The sequence below is a fragment of the Microcoleus sp. M2_D5 genome (assembly GCF_036701935.1).
Classification (GTDB): Bacteria; Cyanobacteriota; Cyanobacteriia; order Cyanobacteriales; family Microcoleaceae; genus Microcoleus.
In genome coordinates this window covers 57,289-80,310 of record NZ_JAUBRP010000008.1, presented here as the reverse complement: position 1 = coordinate 80,310, position 23,022 = coordinate 57,289, and the positions used below count along the sequence as shown (strand labels likewise).

General features: G+C 47.2%; 17 protein-coding genes, 1 pseudogene and 1 riboswitch. Of the genes and pseudogenes, 9 read left to right on the top strand and 9 right to left on the bottom strand.

Annotation, left to right across the window (positions count from 1 at the left end):
• The first annotated feature begins 72 nt into the window (after positions 1-72).
• Complete coding sequence (locus tag QUA50_RS05795) at positions 73-750, top strand: calcium-binding protein (protein ID WP_333264982.1); 678 nt, start codon at positions 73-75, stop codon at positions 748-750.
• Positions 751-898: 148 nt separating this feature from the next.
• Here QUA50_RS05795 and QUA50_RS05790 read toward each other — a convergent pair whose 3' ends face one another.
• The 3 genes and pseudogenes from QUA50_RS05790 to QUA50_RS05780 all read right to left on the bottom strand — a co-directional run bounded on the left by QUA50_RS05790 (position 899) and on the right by QUA50_RS05780 (position 3,000).
• A complete protein-coding gene (locus QUA50_RS05790) occupies positions 899-1,186 on the bottom strand; it encodes a hypothetical protein (RefSeq protein ID WP_333264981.1) in 288 nt (95 codons plus the stop codon).
• Between the two features lie 62 nt (positions 1,187-1,248).
• Positions 1,249-2,004 (bottom strand): DUF561 domain-containing protein, encoded by a 756-nt coding sequence (locus QUA50_RS05785; protein WP_333264980.1) that lies wholly within the window; start codon positions 2,002-2,004, stop codon positions 1,249-1,251.
• Positions 2,005-2,196: 192 nt separating this feature from the next.
• Positions 2,197-3,000, bottom strand: a pseudogene (locus tag QUA50_RS05780) (creatininase family protein).
• Positions 3,001-3,182: 182 nt separating this feature from the next.
• Between QUA50_RS05780 and QUA50_RS05775 the strand changes: the two are divergent.
• Positions 3,183-8,537, top strand: a complete 5,355-nt coding sequence (locus tag QUA50_RS05775) for a PAS domain S-box protein (RefSeq protein ID WP_333264979.1) — start codon at positions 3,183-3,185, stop codon at positions 8,535-8,537.
• Between the two features lie 385 nt (positions 8,538-8,922).
• On the opposite strand, the gene QUA50_RS05770 is transcribed toward QUA50_RS05775, so the two are convergent.
• Entirely contained in the window at positions 8,923-9,234 is a 312-nt protein-coding gene (locus QUA50_RS05770) for a WGxxGxxG family protein (RefSeq protein ID WP_333264978.1), read from the bottom strand.
• A gap of 334 nt (positions 9,235-9,568) precedes the next feature.
• Here QUA50_RS05770 and QUA50_RS05765 point away from each other — a divergent pair, with 334 nt between their 5' ends.
• Together QUA50_RS05765 and QUA50_RS05760 are read left to right on the top strand one after the other, a co-directional pair.
• Positions 9,569-10,213 carry a hypothetical protein gene (locus tag QUA50_RS05765; protein WP_190661578.1) on the top strand — a complete coding sequence of 215 codons (645 nt, stop codon included), beginning with the start codon at positions 9,569-9,571 and terminating at the stop codon, positions 10,211-10,213.
• A 20-nt stretch (positions 10,214-10,233) separates the two neighbouring features.
• Positions 10,234-10,977, top strand: a complete 744-nt coding sequence (locus QUA50_RS05760; RefSeq protein WP_333264977.1) for a pentapeptide repeat-containing protein — start codon at positions 10,234-10,236, stop codon at positions 10,975-10,977.
• Between the two features lie 314 nt (positions 10,978-11,291).
• Here the strand turns inward: QUA50_RS05760 and QUA50_RS05755 are convergent, their stop codons facing one another.
• A complete protein-coding gene (locus tag QUA50_RS05755) occupies positions 11,292-11,819 on the bottom strand; it encodes a hypothetical protein (RefSeq protein WP_333264976.1) in 528 nt (175 codons plus the stop codon).
• A gap of 85 nt (positions 11,820-11,904) precedes the next feature.
• Between QUA50_RS05755 and pyrE the strand changes: the two genes are divergently transcribed.
• From pyrE to QUA50_RS05730, 5 genes are all read left to right on the top strand, one after another.
• Positions 11,905-12,480: an orotate phosphoribosyltransferase gene (gene pyrE / locus QUA50_RS05750; protein WP_333264975.1), complete on the top strand. Its 576-nt coding sequence runs from the start codon at positions 11,905-11,907 to the stop codon at positions 12,478-12,480.
• A 114-nt stretch (positions 12,481-12,594) separates the two neighbouring features.
• Positions 12,595-13,881: a DNA (cytosine-5-)-methyltransferase gene (dcm, locus tag QUA50_RS05745; protein ID WP_333264974.1), complete on the top strand. Its 1,287-nt coding sequence runs from the start codon at positions 12,595-12,597 to the stop codon at positions 13,879-13,881.
• Positions 13,882-14,309: 428 nt separating this feature from the next.
• Complete coding sequence (locus tag QUA50_RS05740) at positions 14,310-14,489, top strand: hypothetical protein (protein WP_333298799.1); 180 nt, start codon at positions 14,310-14,312, stop codon at positions 14,487-14,489.
• Between the two features lie 80 nt (positions 14,490-14,569).
• Complete coding sequence (locus QUA50_RS05735) at positions 14,570-15,052, top strand: hypothetical protein (protein ID WP_333264973.1); 483 nt, start codon at positions 14,570-14,572, stop codon at positions 15,050-15,052.
• Between the two features lie 211 nt (positions 15,053-15,263).
• Positions 15,264-15,380 carry a hypothetical protein gene (locus tag QUA50_RS05730; protein ID WP_333298801.1) on the top strand — a complete coding sequence of 39 codons (117 nt, stop codon included), beginning with the start codon at positions 15,264-15,266 and terminating at the stop codon, positions 15,378-15,380.
• Positions 15,381-15,776: 396 nt separating this feature from the next.
• On the opposite strand, the gene thiC is transcribed toward QUA50_RS05730, so the two are convergent.
• The 4 genes from thiC to QUA50_RS05710 form a co-directional block, all read right to left on the bottom strand.
• Positions 15,777-17,150 (bottom strand): phosphomethylpyrimidine synthase ThiC, encoded by a 1,374-nt coding sequence (gene thiC / locus QUA50_RS05725; RefSeq protein ID WP_333264971.1) that lies wholly within the window; start codon positions 17,148-17,150, stop codon positions 15,777-15,779.
• Positions 17,151-17,157: 7 nt separating this feature from the next.
• Positions 17,158-17,254, bottom strand: a riboswitch (TPP riboswitch).
• A gap of 187 nt (positions 17,255-17,441) precedes the next feature.
• Entirely contained in the window at positions 17,442-18,260 is an 819-nt protein-coding gene (locus tag QUA50_RS05720) for a Uma2 family endonuclease (RefSeq protein WP_333264970.1), read from the bottom strand.
• A 117-nt stretch (positions 18,261-18,377) separates the two neighbouring features.
• Entirely contained in the window at positions 18,378-18,938 is a 561-nt protein-coding gene (locus QUA50_RS05715) for a Uma2 family endonuclease (RefSeq protein ID WP_333264969.1), read from the bottom strand.
• Between the two features lie 663 nt (positions 18,939-19,601).
• Positions 19,602-22,928, bottom strand: a complete 3,327-nt coding sequence (locus tag QUA50_RS05710) for a tetratricopeptide repeat protein (RefSeq protein WP_333299447.1) — start codon at positions 22,926-22,928, stop codon at positions 19,602-19,604.
• Between the last annotated feature and the right edge of the window lie 94 nt (positions 22,929-23,022).

The following is a 23,022-nucleotide window of genomic DNA, read 5'->3' as shown; positions in this document are numbered from 1 at the left end:
CCTCCTATCAGACACGAATGTACTTCTGCCAAGATATACTTTATTGATAAACCGACCCAGCGAGACCGAGCGATGCCTAAATTTAACAAGCCTAAACTTAACCAGCCTAAAGTTAACAAATCTAAAGTTAACAAATCTAAAGTTGACGATCGCCCAGAGCAAAGCCAATCCCTTCCTTCACAATCAGAACTTCCTCCAGTTCAGCTTGATGAAACCATTGTAGCAGGCAGAAGACCGAAACCGCTCAACGACTTTCAGAGGCTGCTGGAGGAATTATCCGAATTGAGAGCGGGGTTCGATCCAGAAATGTTAGCGCATCTCGATGAAAATCTCCCATTTAATACCAAGCAATTTGAAACTAAAATCAGCAAGATTTTGGGATCAAAAAATATTAACTTCAGCCTAAAAAATTCCGTCAAATATCTAGACTACATCAAGCAAAATATTCAACTACCCTGCCACGTTACCGGCATAGAAGAGTTTGAATGGGAAGAAGAATATACAATGGGTTCCGGCAGCAAAAAAGAATATGCACGGCTCAAAAAAACTCAACCTTCTTATACTGATAGATTCACAATTAATCGCTTGGAGGATTTGGTGCTTCAGGAAGAAGGCATATTTGTGGAAGTGCAGCGCGTCAGCGATCGCCAAAAGTTTATGCTGCCTTTATCAGAGTTAGAATCAGTTGATGTAATCTCCCGAAACAATCAGTTATTAGATGATTATGCCGTGTGGTTTATCAATTATTAAGGAAGAGTGGAAAAGTGGGGAGGGGAAGACGGGAATAATGGGAGAAGGGGAGAGTGGGGGATGGAAAAAATCTTCCTTCTTCCTTCTCCCTTCTTCCTGACATCCGTTACATTCGTTACAGAATCCGTTGCCGAACTTCCGACGGACATCACACTGACATCACACTGACATCCGTTACAGAATCCGTTGCCGAACTTCCGACGGACATCGGACTGACATCCGTTACATCCGTTACAGAATCCGTTGCCGAACTTCCGACGGACATCGGACTGACATCCGTTACATCCGTTACAGAACCCGTTGCCGAACTTCCTTCTCCCTTCTTCCTGACATCCGTTACATTCGTTACAGAATCCGTTGCCGAACTTCCGACGGACATCGGACTGACATCCGTTACATTCGTTACAGAATCCGTTGCCGAACTTCCGACGGACATCCGTTACATCCGTTACATCCGTTACATCCGTTACAGAATCCGTTGCCGAACTTCCTTCTTAATTAAATGGAAGCCGGCAAGTGCGATCGCGAAACCAAAGCCAAAGCTTCAACCAAACTGCGAACAGCCGCAATCATCGCCACTTCGCTATTAAGTTGGCTGACAGCAGAACCGACACCAACACCCGCAGCGCCGGCTCCAATAGCGAGGGGTGCGGTGACGCTGGAGATACCGGAAGCGCAGAGTACGGGGACGGATACGGCGCGGGAAATTTCAAAGGCGGAGGCCAAAGTAGGCGCTGCTTTTTCAATTAATCCCAATGTGCCGGCGTGAATTGGTTGGGCGCTGGTGCCACCTTCGGTTTGGATGATGTTAGCCCCTGCTTTGACTAATTCAATTGCTAACTGCACTTGTTTGTCGAGTGCCAAAATGTGGGGAACTGTTACAGAAAGAGTGATATTTGGAAATAGCGATCGAGTTTCGCGAGTCAATTGCAAAACTTCCTCAGCTTCAAAGCGGCGGCCTACTGCGTAGAAAGCATCAAAGTTGCCAATTTCAATCAAATCAGCGCCGGCTTCTACTGCAGGCACAAACTTTTCCGGTTCCACAGCCGATACACAAATTGGCAAATTTGTCAACTGTTTTGCCGTCAATACCAAATCGCGATCGGCAGCAATATCGACAAAGGAAGCACCGCCGAGATCCGCTGCTTTGACTACAGCCGCAACCTTGGCGGCATCAAAATTATTTAAACCGCTGATAATTTTCAGGGCGCGACCTTGCTCAAATGCGCGCTGCAATTTAGAATTTACACTCATCGTTAGTTTTCCAACTCAAAAAATTTCTTAGACTTATTTTGACACAAATTAGAATAATTTTTGATTTTTAATTCTTAATTTTTATACGACTGACGCACTCCTTGTTTAGACACCGGGTTTTTTTACGAAAATACACAGATTGTAGACCGCAGATTAGGTAAAAAACCCGGTTTCTGGATGCCGATGCGTGTTTTAATTAATTCCCGGCTGTCGAAATTTGTAAACATCTTTGATAACTTGTGCCCAGCCGTCAGAGAGAGATTCGAGAATACGAGATCCCTTTTCTTGCGTCGCCGCCGTCGCATCGCCCAACACATCGCTTTGTGTCAACTCTCGCGTCAGCCAAGCAAAAGGCAAATTCCCTTCCACACTCAGCAAACTGTCTGTTGGCAAACCCTGGGGCTAGTCGCAAACGGCCAGTTCCATTTTCACCTGTTGGGGCAAAACTGACAACATCAAACTCGTTTCTGCACCACCCGCGTGAATTCCCAACTCCAACTCCTTGGCAGTTAATAATTCAGCAGCCACATTAGGAACCCGCCAAACAAACAGCGGAAAAACAGAGAAATCCTGATATTTTTGATGAATATCCCGCGCCGCAATTTCCATCACCTGTGGCTGTCCGCCGTGACCATTCATTAACACTAATTTCCGAAAGCCAGCCTGATAAATACTGTCCGCAATTTCACTGATTACTGCTAAAAGTGTCTGAGCACTGAGCATAATTGTACCGGGAAAATGGCAGTGTTCGTTTGACTTACCATAGTACAAAGGTGGCAAAGCATAGGCGGGAATATTTGCCTCTAACTTTGCCAGGGCTTGGCCTGTAACTGCCGCGCTAATTGCCGCATCTACAATTAAAGGCAAATGGGGGCCGTGCTGTTCGATCGCACCTAGCGGCAGAATTATCACAGTATTTTCCTTATCCGGCATAGACTGAATTTCTCTCCAAGTCAGATATGGAAAAAAGCGCGATTCTGGAATGAAATTGTGCATAAGGCGGCGACAAGAGTAAAGGCAACTAAGGCAATCCACTAGCCTGAAAAATAAAAAGTAATTACCAAGATAGATAACTAATTTTGTCTCTGGGTAAATGCTATAATTTGTAGCAGATGGTTGAAGAGGGCGCTGATATACGCTCGCCAGCTCAGACCGAAAGACATAGAGACCACTAATTGATGGAAGCTTGGCACACCCCACAAACTAATTTAACCGACATTCCGATCGCCGATGAACTGTCGCGCCGCATCCCTCGATCACACGATCGAAAAGCAGAAAACCGAGCGCTGCAAACGCTGGCTCGACAATTGGCAACCTCACCGCACAGGCTGCTAAAAACACTCGTTGCGATCGCTCAAGATTTGTGCGACGCCGGAAGCGTCGGAGTCTGCTTGCTAGAAGAAAATGCAACTTCCGAACAAATATTTCGCTGGGAAGCCTTAGCGGGCGCGTGGGAAGCAGCAGAACATAAAAACACACCCCGCAAATTGCGTTTGTCGGGCACCGGGATCGATCGCCAAACTCCCCAGCTTTACTTTGCTCCCGAACAATATTTTACCGACTTACAACAGTTAGAATTGCCGATCGCCGAAGCGTTAGTCGTGCCACTGCAAGCAGAAAATCAATCGCTGGGGGCAATATGGATTGTATCTCACGAGGACGATCGCCAGTTCGATGCCGAAGACTTGCAGATCGCGATCGCCCTAGCAGACTTTGCCGTTGCCGCCATACAAATCGATCGCGCCAATCAAACCAAAGAAGCTTTGCGAGAAAGCCAAGAACGCTGGCAGCTAGCCTGTGCCGGCAACAACGACGGGATTTGGGATCGCAACCTGCAAACAAATTGCTCTGTAGTGAGCGATCGCTTTTTAGAGATTTTGGAACGTGGGCCCGAAGATGTCAAAAACTTTAGCCAATATTTGAGCTACGTTCATCCCGATGATGTGGAGATCGTGCAAAGCAATTGGCAGCAGCACTTGCATCGAGAAACCTCACATTACTGCTGCGAGTACCGCATCCGTTGTGGGGACGGGCGCTACAAATGGGTTTTAGCCAGAGGGCGAGCAATTTGGGACGAGTCAGGCAATCCCGTGCGCGCCGTGGGTTCCCTCACAGATATCAGCGAGCGTAAACAAACAGAAATTGCCTTAAAACAAAGCGAAGAACGTTTGAGCATCGCCATCGAAGGCTCAGGCATGGCAACCTGGGATTTAGACGTGCGAACAAATCGAGTAATTTGGTCGGCGACCCATTTCAGCATTTTGGGCTGCCAACCGGTACCAGGCGGGGAAGCAAGCGCGGTTGTGTGGGAAAACTGCGTGCATCCAGACGACTTCAAGCAAGTCATGCAAGCAGCCAAAACAGCTCGGCAAACCCGATCGCTCTACTCCCCCGAATACCGGATCATCCGCGCCGACAACGGAGAAATCCGCTGGTTGAGCGCGTTCGGGCGCTATCTCTACGACGCAGCAGGCGAAGCAGTGCGGTTTATCGGAGTATTATTTGATGCTACCGATCGCAAAAAAGCCGAACTCGCCCTACAAGAAAGCGAACAAACCGTGCGGCGTCAACTTGTAGAGATAGAGTCGCTCTACCAAACAACTCCCGTGGGTTTAGCCGTTTTAGACACAGATTTGCGGTTCGTGCGGATCAACCAGCGGTTTGCCCAAATGAACGGCTTGGCAGTAGAAAGGCACATCGGCCATACCCTGCGCGAAATTGTCCCCGACTGGGCAGACACAGCCGAACCTTTGTTGGGACACCTTCTAGACACCGGAGAACCGATCCGGAATTATGAACTCACCGGTGCAACTAGGGATCAACCCACAGTTGTTCGCACTTGGCTCCAGAATTGGTGGCCGCTCAGAGACAGGGGCCCAGAGATTGTGGGGATTCATATCGTGGTACAGGAAATTACCGCTCGCAAAATGGCAGAACTCGCCTTGCAAGAAAGCTACAACCGTTTCCAATTAGCTACAAGGGCGATCGACGGCATGGTGTTTGAGTGGGATTTGGCAGCAAACTCAGTTTACCGTTCCCAGGGACTGTGCTCGATCGTCGGTGTCTACCCAGAGGATGCACCTGCAACACCAGAGTGGTGGAGAGAACGCATCCATCCGGTCGATTTGGCACGCATCCAAGCCGGGGGGCAATCAATCTTGAATATTCCCGATCGCTATGAAATCGAGTACCGAGTCCGGCACGAAGACGGGCGCTGGATCGATGTTTGGGAGCGCGGCTGTTCGATCCGCAACCAGCAAGGTGAAGCGACCAAAATAGTCGGCTTCACCAGCAACATTACCCAGCGTAAACAAGCAGAAGCAGCACTGTGCGATCGTGAAACCCACCTGCAGTTGATTCTCGACAGCGCCAAAGACTACGCCATCTTCACCATTGACACCGACGGACACATTACCAGTTGGAACGCAGGGGCCCAGAGATTGCTGGGCTATTCCGAAGCCCAAATCGTCGGGCAGCACGGACGCATCATCTTCACCCCAGAAGACTCAGCAGCCCGGATGCCGGAAGCAGAAATGCACAGCGCCCTGACTCAAGGAAAAGGAGAAAACGAGCGCTGGCACCTCCGCAAAGACGGCAGCCGCTTTTGGGGCAGCGGGCTGGTGATGCCCCTGCGCGACGCAGCAGGCGAGGTGCAAGGTTTCCTGAAAATTATGCAGGACAAAACCGAGCGCCGGCAAATAGAAGAAGCACTGCGGCACAGCGAAAATCTCTACCGCACCCTCGCCGATGGCGTCCCGGAATTAATGTGGATCAACACCGCCGACGGCAGGTTAGAGTTTTGCAACCAACACTGGAAAACCTATACGGGCATGAGGCCAGAATTGCCGATGCCTGCGCCGGTGCTGCAATTATTTCATCCTGATGATCTGCCAGCAGTTGTCGCCACGCGCACTCCTGCGATTGCAGCCGGGGAAGCCTACGAATTCGAGTGTCGGGTACGCAGGTTTGATGGTAATTACCGCTGGCATCTAGCGCGACTTGTACCCGTCAAAGACAGGAAGGGAAAGGTGGTGCAATGGGCTGGTATCGGCATTGATATTGACGATCGCAAACGAGCAGAAGAAAGCTTAGCAGAAAGCGACCGCCGCTTTCGCTTCCTCGCTGAGTCGCTGCCCCACCTGCTTTGGAACGTAAGTTCCGGCGGGGAAATTCGCTTTACCAATCAACAACAATGGTTGGAATATCTGGGAATGTCTTACGAGGAAGCCGCTCAAAGCAATTGGCAATACCTAGTCCCGCCCTCGGATTTGGCAGAATCTTGGGCCCGCTGGGAAGAATGTCTAATCAGCGGAGAAGTTTATCAAGTTGAGCTGCGCCTCCGGCGGGCAGCAGACCAAATGGAACGCTGGCATTTGTCCCGCGCGGTGCCAATTCGCGACGCAGGAGGCCAGATTGTCGAGTGGATCGGTACGAATACTGATATTCACGATCGCAAACAAGCCCAACTTAACGAGCAGTTTCTCTCCGATCTCGAAGCCCGCTTGCGACAGCGCTTCAACCCCACAGAAATGTTGTGGGAAGCCATGAAAAGTCTGGGAGAATATTTAAAGGTCGATCGCTGCATCTGGCACGAAATCGATTTAGAAGCCGATCGGGCAATTGTCCACCAAGACTGGCACCAGTCCGACATTGCCAGCGCCGCCGGCACCTATCAAATCTCAGACTTTAAGACGCCAGAACTGAAAGCTCTGTCTATGGCAGGTCAAACCCTTGTCATCTCAGATATCGCTACTTACCCCCATACAGCGCATTTATTCGATAACTACGGTGCCGTTTGTATTCGCGCTTTGGTCGATGTTCCCTGCCTTCAGGAAGGGCGCTGGGTGGCTCTTTTGCTGGTGACATCAAGGGTGGTGCGGCACTGGCGGCCCGATGAAGTTTGGCTGATGCAAGAAGTGGTGGCTCGCCTCTGGACGGTGATCCTGCACGCGCGAGCTCTGCATGAGCTGCACGAAAGCGAGGCTCGGTTCCGCGCTCTAGCTGACAACATCGCTCAGTTGGCTTGGATGACAGATGCTGCTGGGGGGATTTTCTGGTATAACAAACGCTGGTTTGACTACACAGGCACCACCCTAGAAGAAATGCTAGGCTGGGGCTGGCAAAAGGTGCACCACCCGGAACACCTCGATGGCGTTGTGGAAAAATTTAGGCGCTGCATTGAAACAGGCGAACTCTGGGAAGATACTTTCCCCTTACGGGGCAAAGACGGATCGTACCGCTGGTTTCTCTCCCGCGCCGTGCCGATTCGCGACGAGCAAGGCCAGGTGCTGCGCTGGTGTGGCACTAACACCGATATTACCGATCGCAAAGTTGCAGAAGCAGAACGGGAAAGCCTTCTAGCACGGGAAAAGGCAGCGCGGGAAGAGGCAGAACAGGCTAACCGCGTCAAAGACGAATTTTTGGCTGTTTTGTCCCACGAATTGCGGACTCCCTTAAACCCGATTATGGGCTGGGCGAAGCTGCTGCAATCGAATCTTCTGACACCCCAAAAGCAGCGTTATGCCTTAGAGACGATCGAGCGCAACGCCAAACTGCAAACCCAGCTTATCGAAGATTTGCTCGACGTGTCGGGGATTCTGCAAGGCAAGGTTAGCTTGAATATTGCACCTGTGGATTTAGCCGAGGTCATCGGCGCTGCTATTGAAACGGTGCGTCTGGCGGCCCAAGTCAAGTCGATTCAAATCACCACTCAATTTGCACCGGATCTGGGCCCGGTGTTGGGCGATGCGGGCAGACTTCAGCAGGTAGTCTGGAATTTGCTGTCAAATGCCGTCAAGTTCACCCCGCCGTCGGGCAAAATTGAAGTCGTTCTCGATCGGGTTGACACTAAGGCCCAAATTACTGTAACTGATACGGGAAAAGGTATCGAACCAGATTTTCTGCCCTATGTATTCGACTACTTCCGCCAAGCTGACAGCACCATGACGCGCAAGTTTGGCGGATTGGGTTTAGGATTGGCGATCGTCCGCCATCTCGTCGAACTCCACGGCGGTACAGTGAAATCTGACAGTCCCGGCGAAGGACAAGGTGCAACCTTGACTGTCAGGATACCTCTGATGCCGCTCCAATCTCAGACAAGTCCTGCGGGAACTGCGTCGCCGGATCGATCCTTCAATTTGAGCGGTGTCAAGGTGTTAGCGGTGGATGATGAGGCCGATGCGCTAGATTTAGTGGTTTTTCTGCTTGAGGAGTGTGGGGCAAGTGTTACAGCAGTTGCTAACGCCGCCGATGCCTTGGCAGTTTTAACTGAGTCTGTGCCGGATTTGCTGTTGAGCGATATTGGAATGCCCGATACCGACGGTTATATGTTGATGCGACAGGTTCGGGCTCTGCCACCCGACAAAGGGGGACGGATTCCGGCGATCGCCCTTACGGCTTATGCTGGAGAAATTAACTATCAGCAGGCCCTGGCTGCGGGGTTCTGGCGCCACATTGCTAAGCCTTTAGACCCCGACAATTTGGTGCAGGCGATTGGGGAGGTACTCGAGCGATCGGGGAAAAACATTATTTAAAATGTTTTTGTGTCGGAAAAGTCTTTATTTAATGAACCGCGAAGACGCAAAGAATGCAAAGAAAGAAGGGAAGAAGATAGGAAGAAGTTAATAATCTCAATTCCGCTTATATCTGAGATATTGCACCATTGTCAGGAACAGGCTTTCGGGCCTGTTCCACAAAAAGTGAATTTTCTCGCTTCACAGGCCCGAAAGCCTGTTCATAAAAATCTGATTGACAATGGTGAAATATCTCAGATTTAACCTATTTTATTGTCGTTCGATCGCGGATCGTATCCAATAAAAAAACCTCACAGATGGAGGTTTTTTGATGATTATTTGTGCTGGTCGGACAGGTTAAAACATCCCGTCCCTGCATCATGCCCACAACCCTAAGACTCGATTCTTAGCGGTAGTCGGTGCGAACTGCTGGATCGCGATCGCTCGTTGTAGTTGTATAGCGGACATTTTCTTCGCGTTTGCGGGGAATCAAGCCCAACAAACCAGACAAACCTAACAATCCCAACCATCCCCAATCAAAATCGCGATCGTTCTCAGCATTGTAGACATCGGAGCGAGGAGTGGTGGTAGTTGTAGTGTTGTTAGTACCGCCAGTTGTATCTGTCTGAGCTGAAGCAGGCAGGTGAGCTGGTGCTATGGCTAACCCAGCAGCTATAATACCTGCACCGATTGCTTTGGATAAATCAGAACGTTTCATAACTCAAATGCTCTCTGTTGGCTAAAATCTTTAACTATCAAAACTATATCGATTGGCTTTTAAAGTTAAATCCATCTCTAGCGGTAAACATTGCTAAGTTCCACCTATAACTACAGATTGATATGAAATTTTTAGCAGGCGATCGAAATTAAACATGGCTAGCAAACGCACTCCGGCACTCTGGGTGGTGTCTCATATCGTTTCCGGTTGCATCGGTATTGTTCAAACAGTCAACACTCAACAATCATACAGACAAGGTGTTGTTCACAAAAAAAGGTAAACTCAGATATTGCACAGACAAGTGTTGGAACTCGATCGACGGAGATAGAAACTTTTGGGTATAGAGCTACGCAGCTACGTATTTCTAGACAACTTGCAGCCACAGCACGCAGCATACATCGGCACAGTCGCCGCCGGATTCTTGCCGCTGCCGGGGGATGCGTCGCTGTGGATAGAAATCTCGCCCGGTATCGAAATTAACCGAATTACCGATGTCGCCCTCAAATCTGCCTCCGTGCGGCCGGGAGTGCAGATAGTCGAACGCTTGTACGGCCTTCTGGAAGTACACTCGAGTCAGCAGGGGGAAACGCGGGCCGCAGGCAAAGCAATTCTAGAATTCATCGGACTCCGCAGAGAAGAAGGTATCAAACCGCGAGTGATTTCCAGTCAAATTATTCGCAACATTGACCCCCACCAAACACAATTAATCAACCGCACCCGCCGCGGACAGTTGCTGCTGGCGGGACAAACGCTTTACGTCTTAGAAGTAGAACCGGCGGCCTATGCAGCCCTGGCGGCTAATGAAGCAGAAAAAGGCGCATCTATTAACATCTTAGAGGTTCAGGCTGTAGGCAGTTTCGGACGGCTTTACCTCGGCGGCGCAGAACGAGATATTATAGCAGGTTCCCAGGCAGCAATTGCGGCGGTGGAAAACGTGACGGGTCGAGAAAATCCAGCAATTGTTGGTCGCAAGGAATAGCCGTTAAAGGAGACGCAATTATGGCAAATACACAGCATTTAGCTCTGTTAAAAAAAGGTGCAGTCACTTGGATTGAATGGAGAAGTCTCAACCCAAATATAGAACCGGATATCAGCGAAGCTAACCTCGCGGAAGCAAATCTCAGAGGTGCGTATCTTTGGCGCTCGAACCTTTTTAAAACAGATTTGTTTAAGGCTAAATTAATTGCGGCAAACCTCGCCGAATCCAACCTCAGTTTAGCAAATCTTGCCGGAGCGCAACTGCTCGAAACTAATTTAATTAAAGCTAATTTAACTGGAACCAACCTCCAAGCGGCTGACTTCAGAGGATCTGATTTGAGCGGTGCTAATTTAATTGGGGCGGACATTAGCGGTGCGAATCTCCAACAAACCGATTTTGGAGAGGCGAATTTAATCGGTGCGGTGATGTTTCGAGTTAATGCAATGGGCGCAAACTTCAACTGTGCTAATCTCAGTCAAGCAAGTCTCCCTCAAGCCGAATTCATTGAAGCACATTGCTATGCAGCTAATTTCTCTAAAGCTAACCTCGGTGAAGCTCACTTCACAGCAGCATATCTTTTCCGGGCCAATCTCTGTTTTGCAGAGTTGAGCGCGGCAGATTTCCGGTGGGCAAACCTCGGCAAAGCTGATTTGAGAGGGGCGAATTTGACCGGGGCAAATCTCAGGGGAGCGAAGTTGGCGGGAGCTAATCTGAGCCAAGCTATTTTGAAAGGAACAATCATGCCTGACGGCAGCATTGTTTGATAAATATTGGATAATATTTATTCCTCTAAAATAACCGCGATTGTGAAAAAAAAGCCAGTTGCGCGTTTACCGAAAAGATTGCCAAAAGATGAGCTTTTGGGGCGGGTTGAGGTTTTCTCTAAGGATCGCGAATTAAATAACTTACAATTTTAATTGTTATTGTGGAATGGGCTCTTATAGCCCGTCATGAGTGGACGGGCTATAAGAGCCCATCCCACTTTCAAGAGTGAAAGTTATTTAATTCTCATTCCTAAAATACAAAGCCGAGATGAGAGTAAACCTGCCTCGGCTCAAAACTCGCAACTGTCGATCGATTAATTTTGGCCACTCGGCGATACTTGATAAAGTCCTCTAACGGGCCCTGGATCGCTCGGTGAATTTTGCTGCTGTGTTGGAAGTGTAAACTGATCTTGGAGTCCGCCGGGAGTGGGGAAACAGCCGCTTGGTTGAGGTCCTAGCTGGCAAGCTGCAGGCAGTGCCATGATTGAGGCATCGAAGGGATTGACGGCATCTGGGACACGGAGAATTGGATCGCTGGAAACTTGCCGCTGCATTACTCGGCGGTAGAATCCGTTGACGCGACTCGAATCCCGCTCGATTTCTTTTTCGGGAAAGGCAACGACGCCGCTGGGGGAACCGATGCCTAAATAGTCGCCCAAGTAACCTTGCAAGCTGACGTTGTGGTAAAAGTCTCCTGAAGCTTCAAAGAATTGTCGGTTGAAGTCGTCGGCAATTGGGTGAAATCGAGCTGTTTGTGCTTGAGCTGGTTTGACGGATGCCAGTGCGGCAGAGGCGACAGCGAGAATCAACGCGCCGCTCAGGCTTTTTAACTTTTGACTCATAATATTTCAGCCTCCTTAATTAATTCCGATTCCACTATAAACTGATTATCGGCGGATTATTTGTGTTTTTTACACGGTGTGAGTTATGGATGCTGCGGATTTAAAGGTGTTGCGCGATCGACTTCTAGATTTGCTGTGCGAGGAGGCCTATCGCGAAGGCGATTTTGTGCTGTCTTCGGGGCAGAAAAGTTCTTATTACATTAACTGCAAACCGGTGACGCTGCACGCTGAAGGTGCATTGGCAACGGGACGTTTGCTGTTGTCGATGCTGTCGTCGGAGGTGGAAGCGGTGGGCGGTTTGACTTTGGGTGCTGACCCGATTGTAACTGCTGTGAGTGTGGTTTCGGCTTTGGGCGATCGACCTATACCAGCTTTAATTGTCAGAAAGGAGACGAAGGGACACGGGACAATGGCGTACATTGAGGGCCCACTGTTGCCAGAGGGCACGAATGTGGCGGTTTTGGAGGATGTGGTGACGACGGGCAAGTCGGCGATGCAGGCGGTGGAACGGTTGCGGGCTGCTGGTTATAAAGTCGATCGCGTGTTGTCGCTGATTGACAGAGAGCAAGGTGGAGGGGAATTATATCGCGAGGCGGGATTGGATTTTCAAGCCATTTTTACGATCGCGGATCTTAAGGAATGGATTAGTAGCAAGAAATAGGGAAAAGTGCGATTCCCCTCGTTACCAGGTTCTACCTGGTAACGCAGATGCTTTCGCTCTGCCTCATGTTAAAAATGGTGCAAGATATCAATCTTAACCAGCCAGTTTAATGCTATGAAAACCCTCCGTTTTATTGACTTATTCTCAGGAATAGGCGGCATGAGATTAGCGTTTGAATCCGCCGCTCGTTCCTTGAATCTGCAAACAAAATGCGTATTAAGCAGCGAAATCAATCCCGACGCTCAATTAGTTTACCAGAAAAACTTTGCCGACACACCTTTAGGCGACATCCGACTAATTGACCAACTACCAGAACATGATATCTTACTAGCGGGATTTCCTTGTCAGTCTTTCTCCTATGCTGGCAAAAAAGAAGGCTTTGGAGACACCAGAGGCACCCTATTTTTTGAGATTGCCAGGTTAATTGATACCTTTAAACCTCAAGCATTTATTTTCGAGAACGTGCGGGGGCTTGTCAGCCACGACGGCGGCAGAACCCTCGAAACTATTAAGGGCGAAATCAAAAGCCGAGGTTACAGCTTCGATTATTTTTTGCTCAACAGCTCTAACTTTAGTTTACCTCAGAACCGCGTCCGAGTTTACCTAGTAGGAATTTTAAATGCTTCGCCCCAATTTGGGTTAATTTCCGACTTAGGCCCAAAAAATTCGCATTCGTCTAGTCATCAACAGCTATCGTTCTTTTCCCCGTTAAGTCAACCTGTCACCGTTGCAGATATTTTGGAAGACAATCCCGATCCCAAATATGATTGTTCGCCAGAATTTGTTAATGCCTTAAAACAAATAGTTAACAATGATTTCAGCCGACTGCACGGTAGGCGGCTAATTGACTATCGCGGTGGCAATTCGATTCATTCTTGGGAACTGGGTTTGCGAGGCGAGTGCAGTTTAGAAGAAATTGAATTAATGAATCTTTTTATCTTGAAAAGGCGCAATAAAGAATTTGGAACAGACCGAGATGGCAAGCTCTTAACTAAAGAGCAAATAGCTACTTTTTTTCCTCATCCCAATCTCGATGAAATGCTGGATTCCTTGGTAACAAAAAAGTACCTGCAACGGAACAAAAATCAATACAAACCTGTATCCGGTAACTTTTCCTTTGAAGTCTATAAATTTCTCGATTTGCAGAAAATTTCTGTAACAATTGTTGCCAGTGATGCTAATAGATTAGGAGTTTATTATCATAACCGAGTCCGCAGGATTACTCCCCGCGAGGCGGCGCGGTTACAAGGTTTTTCCGATAGTTTTATTCTGCATCCTAATGATGAAAAAGCTTATCATCAACTGGGTAATAGTGTAAGTATTAATGTAGTTAAAGCTGTTGCTCTAGAAGTTATCCAAAATGTTTTGTGTTCTACCAAACAAAAAGTTAGCGCCTGGTGAATTGGGAAGGGTTGGCGGAGTGTTTCCGCCCACCCTAGCAACTAGCTTTGCGCTACAGGTTTCTCAGCCAAAAACTTCTCTAATTCCGTCAATCGATTTTAGATTTTAGATTTTAGATTTTAGATTTTAGCATTGACCCCACCGTAAGGATTCAGGTCACTGAACTCCTTGCTAGGCAAAGACTTTAGATCGGGAGCTTGATGCTAAATAAATCTCTATTCTCAATAAATGACAAAAAATGACAGCTTTTCGTCCTTTATTGACAATCAACCACGAAAGCCAAAAACCCTTATTTTCCCCTAAAGCCCTTGCCAAACAAGCGTTGGAGTCGCAAGTTTTTAGACCTGAATCCTTACACCCCATCGATAAATGCGGGGGCTTGAGGATTTTAGATTTTAGATTTTGGATTGATTTCACGGAGAAATCACGTGGCGGGTACCACCTTTGAAATTCTTGGTCAAAGCATCGGCATCAACCTTAGATCGGTGTTTTATTGGGTGGGATTAGAAACTATGTCTGCTCTAATTTTATCAAAATCAGCTCAGGTACTTGGATCGCAAGGGAAAATAAAGTTTTCGGTGCTAAACAAGCGCAAGCTTTCAGGTTGAGAGTCTCTACCAATCGGCAGATTTGAGCAGAGCGAAATTATAACCTGAGTGAGATTTTAACTAGAGAAGACTGTTTTAATATGTTAGGTGACGCGCAAGGAGAAGCAGTAATGATTTTACCTGCATCTATTAAAAGGAAATGGAAACTACTGGCAACAGCCTTTATTTGTCCTCTGACACTAATTGGTGTTGGCATTCAGCAACAACCGATTCAAGCACAACAAAATCCATCTAAGACTAATGTTGCTGCTTTGCCAGATGGTATTTATCTGTACGGAGATTCGCCACAGCCCAACCAAGTTCTTCAAAACTATATCGTGTTTCAACGCCAGGACGATCGCGTCGTTGGTGCAATCTACGCGCCGCGATCGGACTTTGCGTGCTTCACTGGTAAAATTGAGGGAAATACATTGTACGGGAAGGCAATCTCAGCCGGAAAATTTCAAACAATTGAAGTCAATACTCAGTTAACAAATCTGCATTCTATCCGCACAATTAGCTCAAACGATCGCCGCATTCTTTCAACGTGCAAAGATACAGCGGGAGCTAACATATCCCGGTAAATCTTTTACTTCGCTCAAATATTACATTAGGCTGGCGCTGCGTTAACCCACCTTACCAATTGACATTTTATCGTTACGAGGCTCTGCCTGGTAATGAATATCTAGAGGCTCTGCCTCGATTGAAAAATCGTACAAAATATGAGTTTTTACCGCAGGCTTAATGGCACTGAAAAAAATCCGTTTTATTGACTTATTCTCAGGAATAGGCGGCATGAGATTAGCGCTTGAATCCGCCGCTGGTTCCTTGAATCTGGAAACGAAATGCCTCTTAAGCAGCGAAATCAATCCCGACGCTCAGTTAGTTTACCAGTACAGGGTAGGCGGCTAATTGACGATCGCTGTGGCAATTCTCTTCATTCTTGCGAACAGGGTTTGCGAGGCGAGTTCTGTTGAGACGAAATTGAGTTGATGAAGAGTGTTATATTAACAAGGTGAAATAAATATTTTAGACAGAACCCACATGGCAAGGTATTAACTAAAGAGCAAATAGCTACTTTTTTTGCTCATCCCAATCTCGATAAAATCCTAGATTCCTTGGTAACAAAAAAGTACCTGCAACGGAAGATCGCAATTCTCCTTTTCGGAAACTGCTTTTAATATAACCTTAAGTAAGCTGCGCCATCAGCACCTTACTTTTGAGCGGGCAGGATGCCCGCCCCACAACAAACGAAACAGCTTGAGGCTTAAGTAAAGTGCGCCATCAGCACCCTACGAATTAATCCAATTAGCTTTGGGCTACAGGTTCCTTAGCCAAAAACTTCTCTAATTCTGTCAAAGCATCGGCATCAACCTTAGTCTGCATGGGACAGAACTTAGGGCCGCACATCGAACAGAATTCAGCAGTTTTGTAGATATCCGCCGGCAAAGTTTCGTCGTGATATTCCTTGGCGCGTTCTGGATCTAATGACAGCTCAAATTGACGGTTCCAATCGAAATTGTAACGCGCTTTCGAGAGTTCATCATCGCGATCGCGCGCGCCCGGCCGCCTCCGCGCAATATCCGCCGCGTGCGCTGCAATTTTGTAAGCAATTAACCCGTTTCGGACATCCTCAGCATTCGGCAATCCTAAGTGTTCCTTCGGCGTCACGTAACACAGCATTGCAGTACCGTACCAACCGGCCATCGCCGCCCCAATTGCTGAGGTAATGTGGTCGTACCCAGGCGCAATATCTGTCACCAACGGCCCCAAAACATAGAAGGGTGCTTCCGAACATTCCTCCATTTGTTTCTTGACATTAAACTCAATTTGATCCATCGGCACGTGGCCGGGCCCTTCCACCATTACCTGCACGTCATGTTCCCAAGCTTTGCGAGTTAATTTACCCAAAGTCTTGAGTTCGGCTAATTGAGCTTCGTCGGAAGCATCGTGAGTGCAACCGGGGCGCAGAGAATCTCCCAAACTAAACGAAACATCGTATTTTTTGAATATTTCAATGATGTCGTTAAAGTGAGTGTAGAGGGGATTTTGTTTGTGGTGGTGCAGCATCCACCGCGCCAAAATACCGCCGCCGCGAGAGACAATGCCAGTAATTCTGTTCCTCACCAGCGGCAAATGTTCGATGAGAATTCCGGCGTGAATTGTTTGGTAATCAACACCTTGTTGAGCGTGTTTGTCAATGATGTGAAGAAAGTCATTCGCCGTCAGGCTTTCCATATTACCGTGAACGCTTTCTAGAGCTTGGTAAATTGGTACTGTACCAATCGGCACCGGTGAAGCTTTGATAATCGTAGTGCGGATTTCATCCAAATTGCCGCCCCCGGTGGACAAGTCCATCACGGTATCAGCGCCGTATTTCACTGCTAGTTTAAGCTTGTCAACTTCTTCTTCCATATTGGAAGAGTTTGGAGATGCACCGATATTAGCATTGACTTTGCATTTAGATGCAATGCCGATCGCCATCGGTTCCAAATTCGGGTGATTGATGTTAGCGGGAATAATCATCCGTCCCCGCGCTACTTCGGCGCGGATCAGTTCTGCCGGGAGATTCTCTCGCTTAGCAACAAAGTGCATTTCCTCAGTAATTACACCTTGGCGGGCGTAGTGCATTTGAGATACATTGCTCTGCCCGCTACGCTTAGCGATCCATTCGGTACGCATATTTAATTTCCTTGATAAACAGCTTCCCTCCGCTGGTATTACCCAGACTCAGGTTCTAAGGGTGTTTTCTCAGCCCGGATATTCGGGCACCCCTAGCTAAGTTGTTAATAGTAGCACTGATGTCTGTACCAAATGAAAGCAATTAAGGAAATCTTAATATAAACAATGGGGTGAAGAGATCGAAAGTGCGAGATCCCTTTTAGGGCTTCTGATATTTTTGCTGTTTAAAAAGTACACGCCAGCGAAGCTATCCCGAAGGGAATCGCACCCCATTTAACAACCTAAAAACAATCACACCTCATCAGGATTAATCCCCATTTCGCGCAATTTTGCTGCTAGGCGATCGGCGCGTTGTTTTTCTTCCTCGGCGCGAAGGCGTTCTTCTCCAGCGCGAAGGTGTTCTCGTTCCGCCCGCAGGCGTTCTTCTCTGGCACGTTCCTCTCCAATTAACAGCAAATTCCCTTCACTATCCCACCAACGCAACCAAGGTAAATTCATCTCATCATATTCACCTTGCCAAATGCCCAATTCAACTCCAAGCTGAGGAATCGGATAGCGACCGCGCTCATTTACACTCATGCGCTGATAGCGATTGTCTTCTAAATGATACATTTCTACAGCCGCTTTTTTCACTTCATAAATGCCGTAGTAAGGCACGCGAATCGCCTGTTCGTAAACCCAAAATTTGCCCACCTTTTTTTCTTCGGCTTGACCTGGTTCGGGCGGCGGCGTTCTGTCTCGTTCTTCTGCACCGTTCCCCGACACAAATTCCAAAACAATCAGCGGTGCAACGTATTCTTTCCACAATACATAAGAACGTCGCACCTCACCATTTAATAGTGGGGGAACATTCGGCACATAAAACCAATCGGGCGCTTCGGCACCGCGTTCGAGAGGGTCAGTTAAACGCCAATAAATCCCGCAATCTTGGCCTATGCGGTAGCGTCCGTCAGGATGAAGTCGTTGCAATATTGGTCGGAGTGAATCAGTGAGAATAATGCTTTGAGGAAGTTCTTGAAAGTTTTTCACAAAAGTACCGTCCGACTCTGGTAATTCAGTGTGGTCTGGGAGATGGGTGACTTCCAATTCAAATGATTTGGCAATAGTCATAACACTTGCGCTGATTTGAGGAATTAAACTTATTATAGTATAAGGAAGAAGGAAGAATCGAAATTTGGCGGATTCAAATCGCTCCCTAAATTAGGAAAAATTAATAAAAAAATTCTCTTAACCCAATATAAAATCAACGCTCACTTCTAAATCGGGAAAAGCCAGCGGCGCAACTTGTTGACCGCGCCAAAACTTGAGCATTAAACTATAACCGTTCGGGCCGGGCTGACGGTAAACTTCCAAACAATTTTCAACTAAATCTACCAGCCAAACTTCCTGAATGAGCGATCGCGCGTAAATCGATACTTTCACATCTCTGTCATAATCAACCGTACTATCTGAAACCTCAACTAACAGCAAAACTTCAGACGGTACGGGATGGGCTGTGGCGTAGTAGTCAGCGCGAGGTTGCAGCAATACAACATCCGGTTGAGGTTCAGTGCGCTCCGTCAACTGGATAGGGTCTTGGGCGCCTATAATCGCACGTCTTCTCTCCAAATCCGAGAACACAGCGATCAGACGCTTAACCGAACTTGCGTGACGAGTACCAATTGCAGCCATTTTAACAATCTCTCCTTCTATAAGTTCTACCCGATCGCCCTCGGAGAGAATACCAACCTCACTCATCAAATGATATTCTTTTACTGTAAATAACCGTTTTTGAAGCTGAACAGACATATAACTATTCTCCTTGTTTGCAGCTTGCCTAAATTTACCATAAAAAAACCGCCCCAAACAGAGCGGCACAAAAATATTTTTTTGACTATCAACCTCAGATAAAAACCATTTAAATTCCAGCTATTAAGTTTTGCTAAAACTCGCAAATAACTGTGTATATAGTTTGTTTTCAAGCATTACTACAGCTAAATTTGATTGGCGCCGCCAAAGTTTATCTCGATATACAGGTAATATATTCTCATCCGTTATCAACTTAAAACTAGGGTTCGCCTCCCGATTAGGAATGAGAATTAAATAACTTCCACTCTTGAAAGTGGGATGGGCCTGAAAGCCCGTCTTTTAAGGACGGGCTTTCAGGCCCATCCCACAATAACAATTAAAATTATAAGTTATTTAATTCGCGATCCTAAAAAAGCGATCGCCCTAACTGGCATAAAGTTAGTGCGATCGCGGTACTATGAATCAGCTATTTATCTATCAGGCTCTGCGCGGAATTTTTACGCATTTTCACTGATTTTTTTACAAAACTTTACTGGGCGTTGGGTAAAAATATCCAGAAATCACTTTTCTCTACCCGATATCTCTTTTTTTTGAACCGCAGAGGGCGCAGATGACACAGAGTTCGAGAAGAGAGAAAGAAAGAAAGAAATTCACATTCCCAGTCTATTTAGCTAACAGTTTTTGAAACACCTCATACATATCCTCAGCCAACTTTTTAGGATTCCACAAAGGTGCGAGATGTTCTGGCTGTTTAGATTTTACTAAATGTTCTTTCACCGCATTTCTTAAACCAGCATCGCGGCCAAACTTAACTCCCCACTGCGTGTATTCCTCCCAACTCCACGCCGCACCAACATCAAGATTTGCACTTTTGAGAAAAGCGTAACCCATGCGCGAAAGATATTGGTCGCCGGAGCGAGTTACCACTGGCAAATTTGCCCACAGAGCCTCTAAATTGTGAGTCCCGCCGTTGTAAGGATAGGAATCTAAAAGCACGTCGGCTACATAATAAATAGCGCGGTGTTCTTCTTCGCTTCTGGTTTGCCCTATAAACTTAATCCGAGCAAAATCTACTCCCTGAATTTCGCATTCTTGGCGGTAAGTGCTGTGAATAACATCCGGGTCGCCTTGACCTTTGCGAATTAACAAACTCTCTGGTACTTCCTTAAGGATTTGAACTTGAGCTCGTACCATTTCGGGATTGGTTTTTCTCCCTGGCGAAACGCACAGATAAGTCATTTGATCCAAGCCAATTCCGAGAGCGTTTCTAATGGCATCTCGATTCACAGGAATGCTTTGCAGTGCGCCAATTGCTACCGAACCTGCAGGCAATCTTACTAACTGTTCTAAGTAATTTTTTTCAACACCAGGGGGGTGAGTGTGTTCGTCGCACAGAAAGTAGTGATTATCTGAAATGTAGGGTGCGTCAAATCCCAACCAAGAAACGCAAATACCCGCAGGATATTGATACAGCACTTCCACATTTGTTGGCACTGTCATCGAGTCTAAGTCTATCAAAACATCCAAGTTGTCTTGGGCTACTTCGGCGAAGATTTCACCGCCATCAGCAAAGCCGTTTGGATATTTTTTAGGCCAGTAAAACTTGCCTGCCATGTCTTCAAACCGCTGCGTAACTTCATCTCGGTGGAGTTTCCCGGTGACGTAAAGGTGAACGTGGGGGGTGATGCGGCTTAATTCGCGAATTAAAGCTTCGCTGCACCAGCCTACTGAGTGGCGGCGAAAGTGTTTGGAAAGGAAGCCGATTTTTAAAGGACGCTGTTCTTTTGTTTGGTACTTTCCTAAGTTTATCCTGTTAATATCCTGGCGCTTAGGAACGGCTTTTTGGTAGTATTCTTTGGCAATGAGTCTGTAGAAACTGGCATTTTTTTCGCGGTTGTCTCGCAGGTGAGAAACTGCAAACAGGAAGATTTCGTAGAGCAGTTTTAGTTCAATTACGCTAAAGGTTTCGACCTTTTCGTAGCATAGTTTTTCGATTTCTTCGAGTTTTTGAATTGCCTGTTTGCTGACACCTGATTGCAGGTAGGAAAAGACGTAGGCTGTAGCGGACATGACTGGGGCATTTTCGCCGCAGTTTTCGCAGTATTTGTCGGCTACGTTGCGGGCTCCGGCGAGGTTGGTGGAATGGCTTAGCAAGTCGCACAGTTGTTGGTAGGCTTCGCTAAATTTGGGGTTGCATTGGATCGCCTTTTCAAAATTGGCGATCGCCTCCAAGGGCTTATCTTGTTTCTGAATGTGTCCCATCCGGCAGTAAACCTCTGCCCAATTCGGTTTTAAGGCCAAAGCTTGCTGGTAGCTGGCTAAAGCTTCTTCCAGCCGCCCCTGCATGGAAAAACAACTGCCGAGGTTAGCGTGAACTTCCGGCCAGTTGGGCTTGATTTTCAGAGTGTTTTGATAATTAGTAATCGCTTCTTCGTACTTGTTTTGCTGTAAAAAAGAGTTGGCTATATTGAAGTGCAAAACTTCTAAATGCGGCTTTAAAGCTACAGCTTTCTGATAGTAAGCGATGGCGGCGTCGAGATTGCCTTGTTGCGATCGCGCGCTGCCGATGTTACCGTAAGCTTCGGCCCAATCCGGTTTAATGGCGATCGCTCTTTCGTAGCTTTCGATGGCTTCCTCGCGCTTTCCTTGGCCCAAAAGTCGATTACCTAAGTTAAAGTGGAAGTCTGCACCGACTAGCTGCGGGTTGAGCTCGGATGTTCTTTTAAAACAGGCGATCGCTGCTTCGATGTTGCCGTGTTGGTGATATACTTTCCCTAAGTTCCAGTGAGCTCCCGCTAAATCGGGACTCAGGGCGATGGCTTGCTGGTAATGGGCGATCGCTTCTTCCAAACGCCCCATTTTGAAATACATACTGCCGATATTGGCGCGCACTTCCGCAAAATTTGGCTGCAATACTAGGGCTTGAGAATACGATCGAATTGCAGCTTCAGTTTTGCCTCCTGCTTGCAAGGCATTGCCTAAAGTGACGTAAGCGTAGATGAAATCCGGTCGAATTTTGATCGCTTGCTGACAAGCTGCGATCGCCTCTTTAATTTTACCTTGAACTAAAAACTGTTCTGCGAGTTTATTGTACGGTTCTACTTCTTCAAAATTGGCAACTTGTCCGCTATCTGGAACATCGATCGAGGTAACTTGTTCGGAAAGTTCGGCGGGGTTTGTAAACGGAGTATTTAAAGTCTCAGCGGTTGGCGCTGGCGGCAAATTGATACTCGAAGGCTGCAAGCCGTAGCCTTCATCTTTGTTGACAGATAGTGGTTGGGCTTCGCCTGATTCTGTTTCTAATTCTATAAATTTGCTGTTTGTAGTTTGCCGCTCTTTTTGTGCGGTCAAACTCGATAGTTTCTCCGCTGCGCTGGCATCTCCAGGTTGCTGTTCCAGCACTTTTTGATAGCAAATAATTGCTGCATCTAACTTTCCTTGCTGCTGCAAAACGCTCGCCATCATCATATTGACAGAACACAATTGAGGATTAATTAGCAGAGCTTTTTGGTAATAATTTGCAGCCTGTTCCAATTGCCCTAATTTGTAATACATACTGCCGAGATTAGCGCTGGCTTCGGCAAATTCCGGCTGAATTTTTAAAGCTTGCAAGTAAGCTTGAATAGCCATTTCCAGCTTGTTTTGACTGTGCAAAGCATTGCCCATTGTCAAGTAAGCAGGAGCAAAAGTTGGTTGAAATTGAAGAGCGACATTACAAGAGGCGATCGCCTTTTCAAATTCTCCTTGCAAAACATAAACTTCCGCCAACTTTTTATGAACTTCCGCATCTTCGGGATTAAACTCTAAAGCTTTCTGATAATTCTCGATAGCGCCACCGAGATCACCTTGCTCTTTCCGCCAATTTCCCTTTTGAAAATAATCTCTCACTGCCTCTAAACCTACTAAAGAATTCCCGATCATTTGCTCTGCCACTCTTACTGGTTTTACACTAAGACTATTCAGCCATTCTACCGACTTTCGGGATCGCACAGACAAAATACACCCTCGATTTATATATTCTACCTGCTATCTTAAATGATTTTCAGCCGTGGCGCCCCGCACCCGTTCCCTCATTTAAAACTCC